The organism is Kitasatospora sp. NPDC050463, assembly GCF_040655255.1.
Classification (GTDB): domain Bacteria; phylum Actinomycetota; class Actinomycetes; order Streptomycetales; family Streptomycetaceae; genus Kitasatospora.
Genome location: NZ_JBFAJO010000035.1, coordinates 43830 through 61523 on the forward strand (window position 1 = coordinate 43830; position 17694 = coordinate 61523).

The 17694-nt window shown below is 76.9% G+C and carries 13 protein-coding genes; 4 read left to right on the forward strand and 9 right to left on the reverse strand.

Translation table 11 applies throughout. The features are described from left to right. Positions 1-42: 42 nt before the first annotated feature. The 3 genes from AB0J08_RS22380 to AB0J08_RS22390 form a co-directional block, all read right to left on the reverse strand. Positions 43-3147, reverse strand: a complete 3105-nt coding sequence (locus AB0J08_RS22380; RefSeq protein WP_360636899.1) for an AAA family ATPase — start codon at positions 3145-3147, stop codon at positions 43-45. 287 nt (positions 3148-3434) lie between these two features. Further along, entirely contained in the window at positions 3435-3626 is a 192-nt protein-coding gene (locus AB0J08_RS22385) for a hypothetical protein (protein WP_360636902.1), read from the reverse strand. Between the two features lie 114 nt (positions 3627-3740). Beyond that, positions 3741-6758 (reverse strand): type 2 lanthipeptide synthetase LanM family protein, encoded by a 3018-nt coding sequence (locus tag AB0J08_RS22390; protein WP_360636905.1) that lies wholly within the window; start codon positions 6756-6758, stop codon positions 3741-3743. A gap of 482 nt (positions 6759-7240) precedes the next feature. On the opposite strand from AB0J08_RS22390, the gene AB0J08_RS22395 reads away from it, so the two are divergent. After that, the gene (locus AB0J08_RS22395) at positions 7241-8092 is read left to right on the forward strand and encodes a sigma 54 modulation/S30EA ribosomal C-terminal domain-containing protein (RefSeq protein ID WP_360636908.1); all 852 of its coding nucleotides are present in this window, start codon (positions 7241-7243) and stop codon (positions 8090-8092) included. 213 nt (positions 8093-8305) lie between these two features. After that, entirely contained in the window at positions 8306-8659 is a 354-nt protein-coding gene (locus tag AB0J08_RS22400) for a universal stress protein (RefSeq protein WP_360636911.1), read from the forward strand. A gap of 35 nt (positions 8660-8694) precedes the next feature. Here AB0J08_RS22400 and AB0J08_RS22405 read toward each other — a convergent pair whose 3' ends face one another. The 4 genes from AB0J08_RS22405 to AB0J08_RS22420 form a co-directional block, all read right to left on the reverse strand. Next, positions 8695-9201 (reverse strand): copper chaperone PCu(A)C, encoded by a 507-nt coding sequence (locus tag AB0J08_RS22405; RefSeq protein WP_360636914.1) that lies wholly within the window; start codon positions 9199-9201, stop codon positions 8695-8697. After that, on the reverse strand, positions 9198-11546 hold the full coding sequence (locus tag AB0J08_RS22410) for a heavy metal translocating P-type ATPase (RefSeq protein WP_360636917.1): 2349 nt from the start codon (positions 11544-11546) through the stop codon (positions 9198-9200). Before AB0J08_RS22410 ends, AB0J08_RS22405 begins: the two co-directional genes overlap by 4 nt. Continuing rightward, on the reverse strand, positions 11543-11695 hold the full coding sequence (locus tag AB0J08_RS22415; RefSeq protein ID WP_360636920.1) for a hypothetical protein: 153 nt from the start codon (positions 11693-11695) through the stop codon (positions 11543-11545). The genes AB0J08_RS22410 and AB0J08_RS22415 overlap by 4 nt, the downstream gene beginning before the upstream one ends. Before the next feature lie 158 nt (positions 11696-11853). Next, the gene (locus tag AB0J08_RS22420; protein WP_360637036.1) at positions 11854-13878 is read right to left on the reverse strand and encodes a TerD family protein; all 2025 of its coding nucleotides are present in this window, start codon (positions 13876-13878) and stop codon (positions 11854-11856) included. Positions 13879-14268: 390 nt separating this feature from the next. Between AB0J08_RS22420 and AB0J08_RS22425 the strand changes: the two genes are divergently transcribed. Beyond that, complete coding sequence (locus AB0J08_RS22425) at positions 14269-14835, forward strand: hypothetical protein (RefSeq protein WP_360636922.1); 567 nt, start codon at positions 14269-14271, stop codon at positions 14833-14835. 98 nt (positions 14836-14933) lie between these two features. Further along, positions 14934-15812: an alpha/beta fold hydrolase gene (locus AB0J08_RS22430; RefSeq protein ID WP_360636925.1), complete on the forward strand. Its 879-nt coding sequence runs from the start codon at positions 14934-14936 to the stop codon at positions 15810-15812. Here AB0J08_RS22430 and AB0J08_RS22435 read toward each other — a convergent pair. After that, positions 15796-16215, reverse strand: coding sequence for a PPOX class F420-dependent oxidoreductase (locus AB0J08_RS22435; RefSeq protein ID WP_360636928.1), 420 nt, complete (start codon positions 16213-16215; stop codon positions 15796-15798). The genes AB0J08_RS22430 and AB0J08_RS22435 overlap by 17 nt on opposite strands. A 193-nt stretch (positions 16216-16408) precedes the next feature. Next, the gene (locus tag AB0J08_RS22440) at positions 16409-17668 is read right to left on the reverse strand and encodes a D-alanyl-D-alanine carboxypeptidase (protein ID WP_360637039.1); all 1260 of its coding nucleotides are present in this window, start codon (positions 17666-17668) and stop codon (positions 16409-16411) included. Positions 17669-17694: the final 26 nt, after the last annotated feature.

The window sequence follows — 17694 nt, forward strand, 5'->3', positions numbered from 1 at the left end:
AGGGGCCGCCGGGCACCGCGGTCGCCCCGGCGCGGACGTCCCTCAGGCGACCGGTGCCGAGGACGGGCCCCGGCTCCGGTCCTGGGGTTCGGGGCAGAGCTCGGCGGCGAGCTCGCAGAGGGCCGCGCGGTCCGGACGGCCGGTCTTGGCGAGCAGGTTGGCCACGTGCTTCTCCACCGTGCGGGGGGAGATGGAGAGCTGCCGGGCCAGCTGCTGATTGCCCGGGCGGTCGGTGAGCAGGGCGAAGACCTCGTACTCGCGCAGCGTCACACCGCAGGTGCGCAGCCCGGCCGGGATGGCGTCGCGTCCGCCGCGGTGCTGGGCCACGCTGGCGCCCGCCCGGCGCAGCAGGGTCCGGCAGGCGGCGGCGACCGGCTGGATCCCGGCCTCGTGGAAGTACTCCTCGGCGGTGCGCAGCCAGCCCACCGGATCGCCCCAGCCGTCGGTGAGGGCGGCTTCGGCGGTGAGCCGCAGTGCCAGGTGGTGGGCGAGCGGAAACGGCGCCGCCGCCGCGCGGGCCCGTTCGACGGCGCGGGCGGCGTCCTGTGGGCGGCTCTCGCGGCCGAGCAGTACGGCTTCGGCGAAGCCCAGGAACTGGCGGTTCCAGGCGAGTTGAGTGGCCGGCGCGGCCATGGCCCGGGTGAGGTCGGCGCGCTGCCAGGTGCCCTCGGCCACCTCCAGCAGCGGGTGCAGCCCGTGCCGGCCGGCCAGGTAGAAGACGTTGGGGTGCTCCTGCTCCCAGGCGAGGCCGGCGGCCAGCTCGGCGCGGGCCCCCGCGCGGTCCTCGGCGAGCAGCGCGCCGATGGCGCGGCAGAGGCCGTGGCGCAGGGGCATCAGGAAGGACTCCTCGCCGCCGGCCTGGCGGAACCGGGCCAGTTCGCGCTCCATCTCGCGGCCCCGGCCGCGGTGGGCGGCGAGGGTCGCGGAGCCGAGCAGCAGGTAGCGGTGGGCGGGGACGTTGTTCAGCCGGGCGGTGGCGTCCAGGCAGCGGTCGACGATCTCGCGGGCGGTCCGCCACTCGCCGCGCAGCACGGCGTTCATGGCGAGCAGGCCGTCCAGGGTCTGGGTGAGCACGATCGCGCCGAGGCCGGCGGCGGCCTCCCGGGCGCGTTCGAGGCGGGTGCCGTCGCCGGTGCGCATGAAGGCGTTGGCGCCCAGCCGGAGCAGCGCCTCCACCCGCCAGACGGGCAGGGCGTGGGCCTCGGCCACCGCGAGCATGCGTTCCAGACAGGCGTCGGCGTCGTCGAAGCCGCGTTCACGGGCCAGCAGGGCGAGCAACTGCCAGGCCTGGCAGGCGATCACCGGCTGCCCGGAGCGTTCGGCCACCTCGGCGGCCCGGCGGGCGAGGACTTCGGTCCGGGCGAGGCGGGCCCGCCCCGGGTGCTCGTCGCCGTGGTCGTGGCCGGTGCGGTCGCTGCCGGTGCGGTCGCTGCCGGGTTCGTCGCCGGGTTCGTGGTCGCGGGCATGGTCGGGAGCGGGGGCGGGCCCCGGCACATGGTCGGGCAGGAGCGCCAGATGGCCCTCGACGACGACCAGTGCGGCGTCCTGCTCGGGGCGCGGGTGCGCGCCGGAGAGGGCGCGGGCGGCGGCGACCTGGGCGGCGGCCTCGGTGGTGCGCTCGGCCATCACGGCAGCCCAGGCGAGCCGGGTGTGCAGGTCGACCCGGCGGTCGACGGCCGGGGTGCGGGTGGTCGGGTCGCGGACGGCCGTGGGCTCCGGCCGGACCGGGGGCAGTGTGCGGACCAGCTCGAACGCGCGGTCGAGCTGGCCGGCCTCGGCCAGGGCCGGCAGCAACTGTTCGGTGACGGCGGCCCGTTCGGCGTCCCCGGCGAGCTCGTGCGCCCGCTCCAGCAGCACCACCGCCGACCCGGCGGCACCGGCCTCCAGGACGCGCCGCCCGGCCTCGGCGAAATGCCCGGCGGCGCCCCTCCGGTCCCCGCCGGCCAGCAGCAGGGAGGCGACCAATTGGCGGCGCTCGTCGGCGAGTTCCGGGTCGGCTCGGAGGATCGCCCGGGCCGCCCGGCGGGCCACCGCGGCGCGCTCGGCGGGGGCCAGGGCGGCGGTGACCGCGTCGGCGGTGAGGGCGTGGCGAAAGGCGTACCGGTCCGGAGCGGCGCCGTCGGGCACGATGACGTTGGCCTCGGAGGCCGACCGCAGATGGCTGAAGAGGGTGCGGTCGTCGTAACCGGTGATCAGCTGGACGGTGGCGACCGAGAACCGGCTGCCCAGGGTGGCGGCGGTGAGCAGGAGTTCGCGCACGGGCGGGTCCAGCTGGTCGATCCGCCGGCCCCAGCTGCGGACGATGGTGCCGGGTACGCCGGTACGGAGGCCGCCGGCCACCTCCCAGCGACCGCCGGCGCGGTGCAGTGTGCCGCCGGCCAGCATGTCCGCGAGCAGTTCCTCGATCAGGTAGGGGCAGCCGTCACCGCGTTCGGCCAGCGTCTCCAGGACGGCCGCCGGCACGTCGGCGGCCTCGCTCCCCAGGACGGCGGCGGCCATCGCCCGGACGTCGGCCGGCGCCAGCGGGCGCAGTTCGGTGACGCCGGCGGCGCGTCGGCGCTCGGCGGCCCGGACCAGGTCCAGCGCCGGGCCCGGCTCCGCCCGCAGGGTGGCGACCAGCAGGACGGGCAGGTCGGCCAGGTTGTCGACCAGGTACTCCAGCACGGCGACCGTCTCCGCGTCGGTGTCGTGCAGGTCCTCCAGCAGCAGGACGCACCCGTGCTCCCGGCCGAGGACGGCGAGCAGCCGCAGCAGCGCCTCGGCCAGCTCGACCACCGTCTCGGGGTACACGCCGGCCCCGGCCGCCGCCCCGCGCCACTCGGGCACCAGCCGGGCGAGGGCGGGCCGGTACGGGTCGAGTTCGGGGTCGGTGGGCGGGCCGGCGGCCCGGAAGCGGGAGGAGAGCGCCTCGATCAGCGGCCGGAACGGGGTGACCGTCCCGGTGGAGCTGCCGCGGCCGCGCAGTACCGGCAGCCCGAGCCCGTACGCCTGGTAGGCGCACTCGCCGGCCAGCCGGGACTTGCCGATCCCGGCCTCGCCGAGCAGGAAGAGCGCCTGTCCGGACCGCTGCCGGGCGGCGGCGAGGGCGCTGCCGAGCAGGCTGAGCTCGGCTGCCCGGCCGACGGTGATCGACGAAGTGGTCCGCATGGCCGCAGGCTACTTGACGACCTGTCCGATCTGTAGGTGGTGAATCGGCCACGAAGTTACCACGGCTCCGGCACGGGGTGATTACCTTACGGCCACATCGGCGAGACGCCCGTCCGGTCCGCCACCGGGGCGCTGCCCGGTCCCCGGTGGCGGCCGCCGGGCCGGCCGCGGCCTCGCGGGCGCGTCGTCCGGCGTCGGTGTCGAGGTCGGTTCCAGTCTCGGTTTCAGTGTCGGTGTCGGTGTCGGTGTCGTCCGACGGTGGAGTGGTGCCCGGCGCCCCGGTGCGGTCAGATCGGGACGGTCATGGTGGGGAACTCGAAGGCCGGTGCCGCGGCGCCGCCGGCGGCGGACAGCAGCTGCGAACGCAGGCCCAGCCCGCCGCCGGCCCGCAGCCGGATGTCCCCGGCGGGGTGGTCCACCGCCTCGTCGGGCCGGGCCTCCGGCTGCTTCCAGGTCAGTGCCAGATCGGTGTCGTTCATGCGGTGCGTACTCCCGTTCGTCGTTGGAGCGAGTCATGGCGTGGGTGGAGCCCGGGCGAGCGGTGCTCGCCCGCCGCGCCGCTGCGGTCGTCGAGGACGTGAACGGCGGTGCGGTCAGGGGACCGGCCGATCGGCCGGGTGGCGGGGGCGGAGCAGCAGGGCCGGGGGCACCTGCTCGGGGAAGCCCAGCCGGAGCAGCCCGTGGCCGATCCCGGCCAGGCCGGTGAGCAGGCCCGGGTGCGGCACGGACCCGGGGGCGCCGGAGCGCGGGCCGTCCTGGTCGACGCCGGCCAGCAGCGCGCCCGCCCGGCGCACCCAGGGCGTCCGCCCGGCGGTCGGGCCGCTGCGGCCGAGCAGCTCCAGGACGCCCGACTCGCCGTGGCACAGGCTCTGGTCGGCCGACGGGGCGGCACGCGCGGTGTTGCGGACGGCGCGCTGGGCCCACTCGGTGAGCCGGCGGTCCGCGCGGGCGAGCGGGCTGTCGACCACCGCGAGGGCGATGCCGGGTCGGCCCCGGCACCAGGAGGACTCCCGGGCGCGGGCGCTCGTGGCGGCGTGCAGGGCGGCGAGGCCCGCCCGGTGGTGCGGGCCGTCGGCGGGTTCCCCGACGGCCTCCGCGTAGCGCAGCAGCGCCCAGCCGGTGCCCGCCGAACCGTGGGCGAAGCCGGTACCGGCGGGCACCGGGGCGGCGGCGAGCCGGTCGGCGCAGTCCGCCGCGGCGGACAGGGCCTCGGGCCGGCCGGTGGCGGTGTGCACGGCGAGCAGCGCCGCCAGCCCGCCGGCGGTGCCGCTGTGCACACCGGAGTCGGCCTCCCGGGCGGCGGCGGCCGAGGTGAGCGCGACGGCCGGGCCGGTCCACTGCCGGATCAGCGGGTCGTCCAGGGTGCGGCCGATCTCGGTGAGCGCGTAGGCGATCCCGCCGAGGCCGGCGAAGGCGCCCGAGCCGACGGCGGCCGGCCGGTCGGGGTGCGCGCCGAGGGTGTCGAGCAGGCCGGGAACGGGCGCGAGTGCCCGCCGGGCCACCTCGGCGTAGCGGTCGGAGCCGGTGAGGGCGGCCAGCTGGGCGAGGAACAGCGCGGTGCCGGTGTACCCGCCCGCCAGGTCGGCGCCGAGCGGCCGGACCCGCCAGTAGCGGTCGGCGAGCAGCTCCAGGCCGAGCCAGTTGGTGCACGAGCGGCCCCGGTACGCGGCCGCGACCAGCCGGTCGCCCACGCCCCGGGCGGCGGCCAGGAGTTGCTCCGGTTCGGGCGCGGTGGCCCAGACGTTCTCCGGCGCCGGCCGGCCGGGGCGGTGTGCGGGAGCCGCGGCGGTGCCCGCCATCGCCGCCCGGACGATCCACTCCTGGTCCTTGCGGTCGACCTCGCCGAGCGCCGCCAGCTTGGCCTCGACGCGGGCCAGGCCGGTCGCGGCGAGCTCGCCGGGGAGCCGGCGTCCTGCGGAGGTCCACAGGTCGCGGCTGCCGGGGCGGGTGGTGAAGAGCGGGACGTCGCCGCGGTGGAGGTCGGCGAGCTCGTGGTCGGCCAGTTCCGGGCGCCCCGGGTCGGCGACGGCGTCGGTGCGCAGCAGCTCCAGGACCGCGCCCCGGGCGGCGGCGTCGCGCAGCACGTCCGGGTGGGTCGACTCGTCCAGCAGCCGCGCGTACACCCGGGTGGCACGCGGCACCACCCGGACCTCGTCCTCTGCGAAGGATCGCAAGAGCCCTCGGGGGCCCACGAGTTGGTCGCGCCCTGCGGTGACGGCGGTGTAGCCGGCGCGGAAGCCGGCCACCAGTGCCTCGGTGTGGTCGGCCGGGTCGGCGGGCGCGCCGTCCAGCCAGGGCCGGTTGCGGGCCTCGGCGAGCGGGCGGGTGCGCCGCACCAGCCGCATCTCGTCGGTGCCGGCGTTCGCCCAGTCCACCCCCTCGACCGGGGAGGTGGCCCGCCGGCCACCGCCGCCGATGCCGGAGACGTCCACGGCGCCGTCGTCACCGAGCAGCCACTGCGGCAGCAGACCGACCCGGTGGACCGATTCCTCCAGCGCCCGGGCTGCCGGGTCCTGCGCCCGACAGGCCCGGGCCGGCGGATGGAACAACGTCTCCACGTCCACCAGCACCGGCTGGTCCCCGGCGGCGACGAGGTTCTCGTAGTGCAGGTCGGTGCCGTCCAGGGCGTGCAGCAGCGCCAGCAGTGCGCCTTGGCGCCGGTAGAACCGTTCGACCTCGTAGGCGGTCAGGCAGGGGCGGGCCTCGGCGAACTCGGTCCAGCCGTAGCCACCCCGGTCCAGCAGGCCGAGCGTGCGCAGCCGGGGCACACCGGGCTGTGCGGCGAGCCAGTCCAGCAGGGTGTTGAAGTGCCGGTGGGCGGCGGGCGGGCGAGGGCGGTGGACGACGGCGGCGCCGCTCGCGAAGCGCAGCACCGCGACGGCGCGGCCGCGCCGGTGGCGGTCGCCGGCGTCGGACTCGACGGCCAGCAGCGGCCCGGGGTCGGCGCCGCGCAGCAGGCCGGCGACCAGCAGTGGCCGGTCGGCGGCGAAGCGGTTGAGCAGTTCGGCGTGCGCGTCGGCGGCGTCCAGACAGGCCCGGGCGAGCAGCCGGGCCAGGACGGGGTACTCGCGCAGCAGCGCGGCGAGGCCGTCGCGGCGGGCGGTGAGGGCGAGGAAGGAGCGGAACCGCTCCTGCGCGGTGCTGCCGGCGAGCCGCCCGCCGGCCCGCGCGGTGTGCAGCTCCAGCACCAGGGTGCGGGCGGCGATCCGGCCGAGTCGCTCGGCGAGGCGGGCGGTGAAGTCGGCCCGCAGGGCGGGGACGTCCAGGTGGCCGGACCGGTGGACGGCCGGGTCGAGGGCGGCCTGCAGCCGGACGAGGGCGCGTTCGGCGAACGGCGCGAGGATCAGGACGAAACCGGTCAGACCCGGGTAGGCGGCGCGCGGGACGATCGGCCGCACGGGTGCTGCGGCGACGGCGGCCTCGGTGAAGGCGGCCCAGTCGGGCCGGCCGGCGGGTCGGGGCAGGCCGGGGGTCAGCGCCCGCTCCCACCACGCGGGCCGGTCCGTCGGGGCCCGCCGGGTCAGGGCCGGCCGAGTGGCCGGTCGGGTGCCGGGAGCTGGCGCCGGTGCGGGTGCGACCGTGCTGACCCGGACCGGAGCATCGCCGGGCATCGGAGGGTGCGGCGTCGTGGCGGCTTTGCCGGACGCCGGTGCGACCGGGCCCTGAACCGGTGCGCCGCCCCCGTCGGGGTGCGCTCTGCGCACGGCGTCCACCTCTGCCACCACCGCACCTCCGATGCCGCGAGAGGGCCGCGTCGCCGTCGAAGCCGCCGCCCTCGGTGCTGATCCTTGCTCTGGCGTGGCCACCGGGGCATGGGGGACGGGCCCCCATCTTTGTGGCGCTCCGCCCGCATGATCCGGCGGCGGACGGGTGGTCGCCGGCCCGGGCGGGGGTCGGTTCGGCGCCGGCCGGAGTCGCTCGTCGCGCCGGGCGGGTGCGAGGCCGGGCCGGGCGGCGGGCGCCGACGGGCCGTTCGGCCCTTGCCGGTGCCGCGCGGCACCGGGATCGTGAGCGCCGCACGGGTGTGCGGGGCGCACCGGTGGGCAGACGTGACGGGACGGCGAACGGCGTGACTGGACAGGAGAGGCCTGAGGTGGGCGAGTTGGTCGCGATACAGGTGGACGAGGGGCTGTCGCGAGGCGTCGCGATCGACACCAGAGCCCGGATCGCCGCGGTGGTGAGCGGGGCGGACGCCCTGGTCGAGGCGGTCCGGGTGCGGATCCGGCCGGTCGGCGCGGTGACCGTGCTCGCGCAGGTCAACGCCGAGGTGGACGGCCGGCGGATCCGCGTCCAGGAGGCCGCCACCGACCGGGCCGCGGCCCTGGACCGGCTGGCCGAGGGGCTGCGCGCCCGGATCGCGGCCGTCACCACCGGCTGGACGCCGCTGCCGTGGCCGCGCCGGGCGGGCGGGCGGGGCCTGCTCTCGGCCGTTCCCGCGCAGGGCGGGGCGTCGCGCGCCGGCCGGGCGCCGGCGTCCGCCGGGGCGTCGCCCTTCGGCGCGCACCCGTGCACCGGCCTCCCGCGTGCCGGCGTCCTGCGTACCGCCCTCCCGTCCTCGGCCGGGCCGCGCCACATCGTGCGGCGCAAGGAGGCCCACCTGGTCTGGTGCTCGCCCGACGCGGCGGCCCGGACCATGGACGCGATGGACTTCGACATCCACCTGTTCACCGACCCCGCCACCGAGACCGACGCCGTCGTCTACCGGACCGGCCCCACCGGCTACCGGCTCGCGCGCACCGCCGCCGCCGGGCCGCCCACCCGCCCGGTCGTCCCGTTCACCCTCAGCCCCGTCGGCGCGCCCGAACTGACGGAGGTGCGGGCCGTCGACCGGCTCTGCGCCGCCGACCTGCCGTTCCTGTTCTTCACCCAGCCCGGGACGCGGCGCGGTCGGGTGCTCTACCGCCGGTTCGACGGCCTGCTCGGCCTGATCGCGGCCGCACCCTGAGCGACGAGGCCGTCCGCCATCGGCTGCGGACGGGGCGGCTGTCCGGCCACCGTCGGCCGTCCTCCGCCGGGGCGCCGCCGCGCCGGCTGGTGCCGATCGGACGGGCGGCGGCGCTGCGGCTGTCGGGCAGCGCGCCGTACACACCCGGCGGGACTTCCGGCCCTGGCCGGAGGGCCCGTCGGCCCCTGGTCCCCACCCACCCCCGCCGCGAGAGTGGGGGAGCGACGGTGCGTCAGGAAGCGCCGCCCGACAGCAGCGGTTCGTGATCCGCAGGGGAAGGAAGAACCAGTCCCGTCGCAGCCCGAGTTCGCGGAGCTTGAAGAGCTGGAGACGAAGGCGCTCTCCGTCGCGCTCACCGGGTGGCGCGAGCAGTACCCGGGGACGGACCTCGTCGAGCAGGTCGGCCTCGGTGTCGCCCGCACGCTGGTGGCGGCCTCCGGGGTGGCGGATCTGGTGGTGGTCGGGCGGCGCCACCGCCCGCACGACCTCGGCCGGCGGCTCGGCCGGGTCGCCCACGCCGTCCTGCACCACGCGGACGCCCCGGTCGCGGTGGTGCCGCACCGCTGAGGGCGGCGGCCCGACCGGGCCGCCGCCGCCCGGACTCAGTCGGTGCGCCGCCCGCCGGGTGGCACGACCTCGGCCTTCAGCCGCAGGTCCGGGCTGTTGCGGAAGCTGAGGGTGAACTCCACCCATTGCCCGGCCCGCAGGCCCGGCGGGTCGACGATCATCAGGTCGGCGTCCTCCGGTGACATCACCAGCTCGCCGCGCCCCGGCACGGGCAGCGCGGCGACCGGCTCCCACCGACCCGCCGCGCCCTGGTGCCGATGCCGCTTCAGGGTGACCAGGCCACCGAACTCCCAGCTCGCACCGGTGAGTTCGTCCGGGACGTCGCCGGGGTTGCGGATCGTGAAGAACGCGGCCGTGGCGGTCGCCCGGCCGGTCGTCGGCAGCAGCACCCAGCCCGCCCCGGCCTTCACCGGGCGCTGCCGCCCGGCCCCGCCGACCGCCGTCCAGCCGGAGAGCAGGGCCAGCGCCACCGCGGCCGCCGCCACCGGCGGTCCGACCACCCGCAGCCGGTCGGCCGTCCGGCTGCCGAACCGGGCGCTCACCCGGTCACCCCCGGGGCGGTCCGCCGCCCACGCCCCGCCGTGCCACGGCCCGGACCGGTCCCGTCTCCGCGCCGGCGGGCGGCCCCGCCACCCCGCCCCGGCCGCCACGTCCGCAGCCGAAGGCTGTTGCCCACCACGAGCAGCGAACTCAGCGACATGGCCACCGCCGCCAGCATCGGGTTCAGCAGCCCGACCGCGGCCAGCGGGATCAGCACCACGTTGTAGCCGAACGCCCAGAGCAGATTGACCCGGATGGTGGCCAGCGTTCGCCGGGCCAACCGGACGGCGTCCACCACCGCCTCGATGTCACCCCGCACCAGGGTGAGCCCGGCCGCCCCGATCGCGGCGTCGCTGCCCGAGGCGAGTGCCACTCCGAGGTCCGCCGAGGCCAGCGCGACGGCGTCGTTGACGCCGTCGCCGACCACCGCCGTGGTCCGGCCGGCCGCCCTCAGCTCGGCGACCACCTCGGCCTTGCGCGCCGGTGAGGCCGAGAAGTGCACCTGTTCGATGCCCAGCTCGCGGGCCACCGCGCGGGCGGCGCCGGGGCCGTCGCCGGTCAGCAGGACGGTCTCCAACCCCAGCGCGCGCAGCCGGTGCAGCGCCCGCCAGCTGCCGGAGCGCAGCGTGTCTCCGACCGCGAGCAGCGCCACCGCCCGCCCGTCCAGTTCCACCAGCACCGGCGTGCGGCCGGCCGCCCCGGCCCGGGCCAGCGCCCCGGCCAGCGCGGCGGGCAGCGCGGCGGGCAGCGGTCCGGCCGCGTCGTCCGGCCGGACCACCCGGACCGGCCGCCCCTCGACGGTGCCCGAGACGCCGACCCCGGTGGTGGCCGTGAAGCCGGCCACGGCCGGGAGGGAACCGCACCGGGCACGGGCCGCCGCCACGACGGCCCGTCCGACGGGGTGCTCCGAGTGGTGCTCGACCGCGCCCGCGAGTCGCAGCACCTCGTCCGCGTCCACGCCGTCCACGCCGTCCACGACGGTGAGGTCGGTGAGCTCCGTGCGGCCGGTCGTCAGCGTCCCGGTCTTGTCCAGGACCACGGTGTCGATCCGGCGCAGGCTCTCCAGCACCTCCGGCCCGCGCACCAGGACACCCAGTTCCGCGCCCCGGCCGGTCGCCGCCAGCAGCGCGGTCGGCGTGGCCAGGCCCAGCGCGCAGGGGCAGGCCACCACCAGCACCGCGACCGCGGCCGTCACCGCCGCCTGCGGATCGGCGCCCGCGCCCAGCCAGAAGCCGAGCACGGCGACCGCCACCGCCAGCACGCACGGCACGAACACTCCGGCCACCGTGTCCGCGAGCCGCTGGGCCCGGGCCTTGCCGGCCTGCGCGTCCGCCACCAGTGCGGTGATCCGGGCCAGTTGGGTGTCCGCGCCGACGACGGTGGCACGGACCACCAGCGCACCGCCGACGTTCACCGTGGCGCCCGCCACGGTGTCCCCGGGGCCGACCTCCACCGGCGCGCTCTCCCCGGTCAGCAGGCTGAGGTCCAGGGCCGAGCCGCCGTCCACCACCACCCCGTCGGTGGCCACCCGCTCGCCCGGCCGGACCACGAACTCCCGGCCGGGCAGCAGCTGTTCGATCGGGATCAACCGCTCCAGCCCGGACTGCGGATCACGGACGCACACCTCCTTGGCGCCCAGCTCGGCAAGCGCCCGCAGCGCCGAACCGCTGCGCCGCCGCACCCGCCCCTCCACCAGCCGCCCGGCCAGCACGAACAGCGGCACCCCCACGGCCGCCTCCAGATAGACGTGCGCGGCGCCTCCGCCGTCCGCGGTGAGCGAGAACGGCATCCGCATGCCGATCGTGCCCGCCCCGCCGAACAGCAGCGCGTACGCGGACCAGCCGAAGGACGCCACCACACCGAGGCTGACCAGGGTGTCCATGGTCGCCGTGCCGTGCCGCAGGCCCTGCCGGGCCCGCCGGTGGAACCCGGCCGAGCCCCACGTCACCACCGGGACGGCCAGCCCGAAGCAGACCCACTGCCAGGCCGGGAACTGCAGCGGCGGCACCATCGACAGCACCACCACCGGCACCGCCGCCAGTGCCGTCACCAGCAGCTGTCGGCGCTGCGCCGGCTCCTCCTCGCGCTCCGTCGGTGGCTGCCCGGCCCCGGCCGGCTCGGCCGTGTACCCGGCCCGCTCGACCGCGGCGATCAGCTCCTCGACGCCCACCCCGGCCGGGTGCAGCACCCGGGCCCGCCCGGTGGCGAGGTTGACACCGGCCGTGACCCCGTCGATCCGCGCCAGCCGCTTCTCCACCCGGCCGACGCAGGCCGCGCAGGTCATCCCGCCGACCGCCAGATCGGTACTGACCAGTGCCCCGGCCCGCGCATCCGCGACGGCGCTCACCGGCCCACCCCCATGTCGTGCCCGCTCATCCCCGGCGCCCACCCGCCGCCGCTGCCGGGCGTCAGGCCCGGCGACACCGGTCCTGCGCCGCGCCCCAGCGTGAACGCCGCCACGAACACCACCACCAACAGCAGGGCGAACCCCGTCACCACACTCCACGGCCGGCCATCCGGCGACATCACACTCACCCCCCAGCAGTCGGCCCGCCACCCCCGCTGGTTCCCGTACGGTGCGAATCGCCCCACCGGAACACGAAAGGGCCGGAGCCGCAGGTGCGGCCCCGGCCCCGGCGGCGGACCTGCGACGGTCAGCGGCGGGCCGCCCGGTGGTCGAGGTGGGCGATCACCGCGGTGTGGAACCGTTCGACGGCGGCGTCGACGCTGCGGATGAAGCCCGACTCGGCATTGCCCCGGGTGCTGCCCATGGTCTTCGAGAGGGAGAGCCGGAACCCGGTGATCTTCGAGGAGTCCTTCGGCAGCAGGTCACCGGGCTCGGGGCGGAGTTTCTCCAGGGTGCCCCGGGGCCCGGCCGCGGTGCCGTCCGTCAGGGTCTCGATGTGCAGGTCCGCCGGTGCCTCGGCGAGCTGGCGGACCAGGCGCTTGACCCAACTGAGCGGGTAGCCCTGCTCCGGGGCCGGGACCTCGATGGAGGTGCGCAGCTTTCCGACCCGCAGGTCGGCCGTCAGCTCGAAGCTGCCGACGGTGTCGTCGACCCTGATCTCGGCGACGAGCCGGCCGTCCGTGCAGAGGCGGTCGGCGAGCGCGGTCCGCCGGGTCAGCGGGTCGTCGCCGCGCCGGGCCCGCTGGACGGGCAGCACCTTGACCCCGAGTTCGCCGCCGAGCTGGAGGCAGACCTGGCGGATGAGCCGCTCCCAGCTCTCGACGACCTGGACGGCGCGCTCGTCCCCCGGGGTGAGCGTCTCGTCGTCGAGGCCGTTGCGCACCGGCACCCAGGCCGGGCCCATGTTCTGGAACCCGTGGCAGCCCGAGTTCTCGTGCTGGAGGTAGTGCAGGAGCTCCTCCAGCAGCCACCGGTGGGCGGGGTTGGCGAGGTCGTCGTGGTGGAGCAGCATCTTCGCCTGGTTGGTGACGTCGGCCCAGGAGAGGTGGCAGAGCAGCACCTTGTGCTTGCGGCGGCCGTCGATCTTGACGGTGACGAGCGGGCTGCCCTCCAGTGCGACGTCGTTGGAGAGCGTGATGACCGCCTCGTAGCCGCGCCGGGCGGCGATGTCCATGTAGTCCTGGACCTGCTCGGCCTTCAGCGGGTTGCCGTTGGTCTTGCTCTCGATCAGGGCCGTCCAGAGCCGCCCGGCCCGCTCCACCCGGATCACGCCGTCGGGGCGCTTGGGGGAGTCGCCGTGCGGCAGCGAGACCTCGGTGAAGGTCTCCATCCGGCCGGCGGGCGCGCCGAACGCCGCGGTGAGCCGGCGGCCGAACGCGGGGACCTGCGCCATCACGGACAGCAGGACGGAGGTGGCCCGGACCTCGCGCTCGCGGTCGTTCTTGAGGCTGGTCGCGGGGAAGAGCCGGGCCGAGCGCCAGGCGTCGTTCTCGGCCAGTGACGGCCTGGGGGTCTTCGGGCGGGCCACCCGCTTCTTGGCGGTGCGCAGGCGCTTGGGCGCGGCCGGCGCGGTGGGCGTGGCCTCGGGCGCCCGGGCCTGGGCCGGTACCAGCGCCTTGGCGGCGGGTGCGCCGGCGGAGGCGGAGGCGTCGGCGGGCGTGGACGCCGGGGCCGGGGCTTCCTCCGCGTCGGAACCGGAAGCGACCTCGTCCGCGGGCGCGCTCCCGTCGCCCGCGTCGTCGTCGATGTCGATGCCGAAGTCGGTGGCCAGCCCGGCCAGGCCGGTGTCGTACCCCTGCCCGACGGCGCGGAACTTCCACTCCTGGTTGCGGCGGTAGATCTCGCCGAAGACGAAGGCGCTCTCCGAGTCCGCGTCCGTGATGGCGAAGCCGAGCAGCTGCTCCCCGGTGCTGTCGGCGAGTTCGAGGCGGAGGCCGTCCAGGCGGCCGAACGCGGCCCGCTGGTGCCGGCTGGCCGCGATGACCAGGCGTTCGACGTCGGCGGGCACGGCGGTCAGGTCGAGTTGGATCCGGTCCTCGGTACCGGCCTCGGTCGGGGTCTGGCCGAGCAGCTGGACGCTGCCGTCGGTGGCCGCCGGGTTGTTGTAGAAGAAGAAGTCGGCGTTGCTCCGCACCTTGCCGTCCCCGGTCAAGAGCAGCACGGACACATCGGCGTCCCCGTCGCCGCCCGGGCTGCTCCAGCCCAGGCTCACGATGACGGAGTCGGCGCTGTCGCTCAGCGCCGCCAGGCCGACGTTGGCGCCCTTGACCATTTCCTGCACGAATGTCCCCCGGAGGGCCAGGGCCGCCCCGCCGGAGCAGCCGTCGACTGTGGCCGGCCACCGACCGGTGCCCGGGGCGGCCAGCAGGGAGCCTAGCCTCTTTGACGGGCGCTCCGGCCTGGCTTTCCGCAGATTGTGTGCATGCAACCGGAACGTGATCTTCAGGCGCTGGCGGAGGCGTCGGCGGGGCGCCGGGGCACCCGAACGGGGCAGCAGGTTTCGCGGCGGGGGCGGTGGTTGCGAAGCATGGGGACGTAGGGGCCGTCGGCCGCTGGACACCGATCAGAAGAGGGAACCCCGGTGCGTGAACTCCATAGCTTCCCGAACCGTCCTGCCGAGGGTGCGCGCCGGAGGTGGGCGGGGCCCCGTGCCGTGGCGTTGGTGGCCGCGCTGACCGGGGCCGCCGTACTCGCCGCGTGCAGCAGTTCGTCGACCAATCCGTCGGTCACCTCCTCGGGGGCGTCGACGCTCAGCACGGCGCCCAACCCGTCCTCGTTCTCGGGGGAGCCGCCGTCCGGGCTGGCCTCGCCGGCGGAGTCGGCGCTGGCCTCGGTGTCGGCGGCGGCCGAGTCCGCCTCGGCCGCGGCCGCCTCGTTCGCGGCGTCCGTCTCGGCGCAGAGCGAGAAGCTGAGGACGAACGCGCAGGCCGCGCTGGGCAACGTGGAGAACGGGGGCAACGCGCTGGGCGACGTCACCGTGACCGGGGTGGCGCGGGCACAGACCGGGGGGCTGCACGCCGTCGTGGTCACCATCACCAACAGCGGGCTGGACACCGCCTCGTACGCGGTCCAGGTCGACTTCACCGACACCAGTGGGAAGGCCGTGGACAGCGCGGTCGTCGGCGCCGAACACCTCGCGCCGGGGGCGAAGGCCTCGCCGGTCGCGTTCAGCCGCCGGCCGGCGGACGAGACACTGCTGCCGGTCGTGGTCAGGGCCCTGCGGTACTGAGCCCGGCCCGGTGGTGTGGCGGGCGCGGTGCGGGCCCCTTGCCGAGTGGGCTACTCGTCGGTAATTCTTGCTGACGTCGCGTCCAACCGAGGAGCCGCATGCCCGCCGACGTCACCTTCGCGCTGCCCGCCCCGCACGGATCCGGGGAGGTGACCGTGCGCCACCAGCGGCTCGGGTCCGGCAGCCCGCTCCTGCTGCTGCACGGAGTGGGCCACCACTGGCAGGCCTGGGAGCCGGTGCTGCCCGCACTGGCCGAGCGGCACGAGGTGATCGCCGTCGACCTGCCGGGGTTCGGCGCGTCGCCCGCCCTGCCGTCGGGCGTGCCGTACGGGCTGGAGGCGGTGGTCCCGGTGCTCGGGGCGCTCTGCGCGGAGCTCGGCGTCGAGCGGCCGCACGTCGCGGGGAACTCGCTCGGCGGGCTGCTGGCCCTCGGCCTCGGCCGGGCCGGGCTGGCCCGCTCGGTGACGGCACTGGCCCCGGCCGGGTTCTGGACGGAGGCCGAGCGCCGTTACGCCTATGCGGTGCTGGGCGGGATGCGGCTCGGCGCGCGGCTGCTGCCGCCGGCCGCCGTCGGGCGGATCGCCCGCTGCACGGCCGGCCGCGCGCTGCTGGTCAGCACCATCTACGCCCGCCCGGGCCGGCGGGAGCCCGCCGCCGCGGTCGCCGAGACCCGGGCGCTGCGCGAGGCGACCGGGTTCGGCCCCACCCTCGCGGCCGGCCGCGGGCTGCGCTTCGCGGGCGACGTCGGCGCCCTGCCGGTCACCGTCGCCTGGGGCAGCCGTGACCGTATCCTGCTGCGCCGTCAGGGAGTTCGCGCGCTGCGTGAACTCCCGGCGGCCCGGCTGATCCGGCTGCCGGGCTGCGGGCACGTGCCGATGAACGACGATCCGGAGCTGGTGGCCCGGGTGATCCTGGACAACTGCGCCCGGGCGCACGAAGGGACGGCCGCGCCGGAGCGGTTCAGCCCGTCAGTGTGATCCGGATGCCGACCGTGCCGCGCTCGCCGCGCCGCAGTCGGCTGCCGAGCAGGGTGACCACGCCCAGCAGGCCGTACTTCTGCCGCAGCAGCGTCCGGTAGGCGGCGGTCCGCCCGGGGTCGAGGATCTCGGCGGTGGCCGGGTACTGCTTGCCGGTCGGTCGGCCCTTGACGTCGCAGGGTCCGACCAGGACGTCGGCGCGGTTGCGGATCCGCTTGACCTTCCAGGAGTCGGTGACGGTCCAGACGCCCAGCGCGTCGCCGTCGCGGACCACCCAGACCGGGGTCGGCACGGCGGTGCCGTCCTTCCGGTAGGTGGTGAGCAGGAGGTAGCTCCCGGTGGAGAGGCGGACCAGGCGTTCGAGCCGGTCCTGCGGGGCGGGGTCGGGGGTGGCGGCGTCCATGGCCGCATTCTAGGGCGCGCCGTCGTCGTCGCCGCCCGCCTAGCAGCGCCGACCTGCGGCCGTCGCACTGCCGCCTGACGGACCGCCGCCTGACGGACCCGCCGTCCGTCGGGCCGCGGGCCGCCGCCCGGTGGCGCGCTCGGGGGCCGGGGCGGGAGCCGGGGCCGGGGCGGGAGGCGAAGGCCACGTCGTGCTAGCGCGTGCGCAGACGTCGGCGCGCCGACACCACGGTCGCCCGGACGGTCCGGGCCGCGCGCCTGCGCCGGCGACCGCCCAGCGCCGTCGAACCGCCCAGCGCGGTGGCACCCGGCCGGGTGAAGGCGAGCGGCGCGGGGACGGCCTCGACGGCCGCCGGACGCTGCCGCAGGTGCAGCCGCCTGGCCCGGGCCCGACCCGTGGCCCAGAGCGCCAGCGTCCCGCAGAGTGCCAGGGCCGTCCACCCGGCCGGGCCCAGCGCGTGATCGGCCTGCCGGATCGCATGCGGCACCACGCCCGTAACCCCGGCTCCCGCCCCGGCCTCGGCGGAGGCCGAAGCGGCCGGCTCCTCCACGAGGTGGCCGACCGGCTCCACCTTGCCCGCCGCGGCGAAGCCCCAGTCGAGCAGGCTCGCCGCCTCGTCGTACACCTTGCTCTGCGACTCCGGGTGCATCACCGTCACCAGCAGCGTGCGGCCGCCGCGTTCGGCCGCCCCGGTGAAGGTCGCCCCGGCGCCGGTGGTGTAGCCGTTCTTCACACCGATCAGGCCCGGGTACGTGCCGAGCAGCCGGTCGGTGTTGGCGATGTCGAAGGTGGTGCGCTGCCCGGTCGTCTTGTCCACCCCGCCCGGGAAGCGCGCGGTACGGGTGGAGCAGTACGCCCGGAAGTCCTTGTTGCGCAGCCCGGCCCGGGCGAACAGCGTCAGGTCGTACGCCGAGGAGACCTGCCCCTCCTGGTCGTAGCCCTCGGGGGAGACCACGTGGGTGTCCCGGGCCTGCAGGGCCAGCGCGCGGTCCTGCATCTGGGCCACGGTCTGCGCGAGCCCGCCGTTCATGTGGGCCAGGACGTGCACCGCATCGTTGCCGGAGCTGAGGAAGACGCCCCGCCAGAGGTCCTCCACCCGGTACGGGAGGTTCTCCTTGATGCCGACCAGGCTGCTGCCCACGCCCAGGTCGGCCAGCTCCACCGGGGCGACCTTGTGCTCCCGGGAGCGGTCCAGCTTGGGCAGCACGGTGTCCGCGAACAGCATCTTCAACGTGCTCGCGGGCGGCAGCGGCACGTGCGCGTTCTGCGCGGCCAGGACGTCGCCGGTGGTCGCGTCGGCGACCAGCCAGGACCGCCCGGTGAGTGCGGCCGGCAGGGCGGGCGCCCCGGCCAGCGGCGCCACCTGGACGGCGGGCCGGCCCAGCCGCTCCCCGCCGACCACGGAGGCCGCGTCCTGCGCGACGGCCGCGGCCGTCGCCGCGGCGAGTACCAGTGCGGCGACGGCACCGGCCGCGGCCG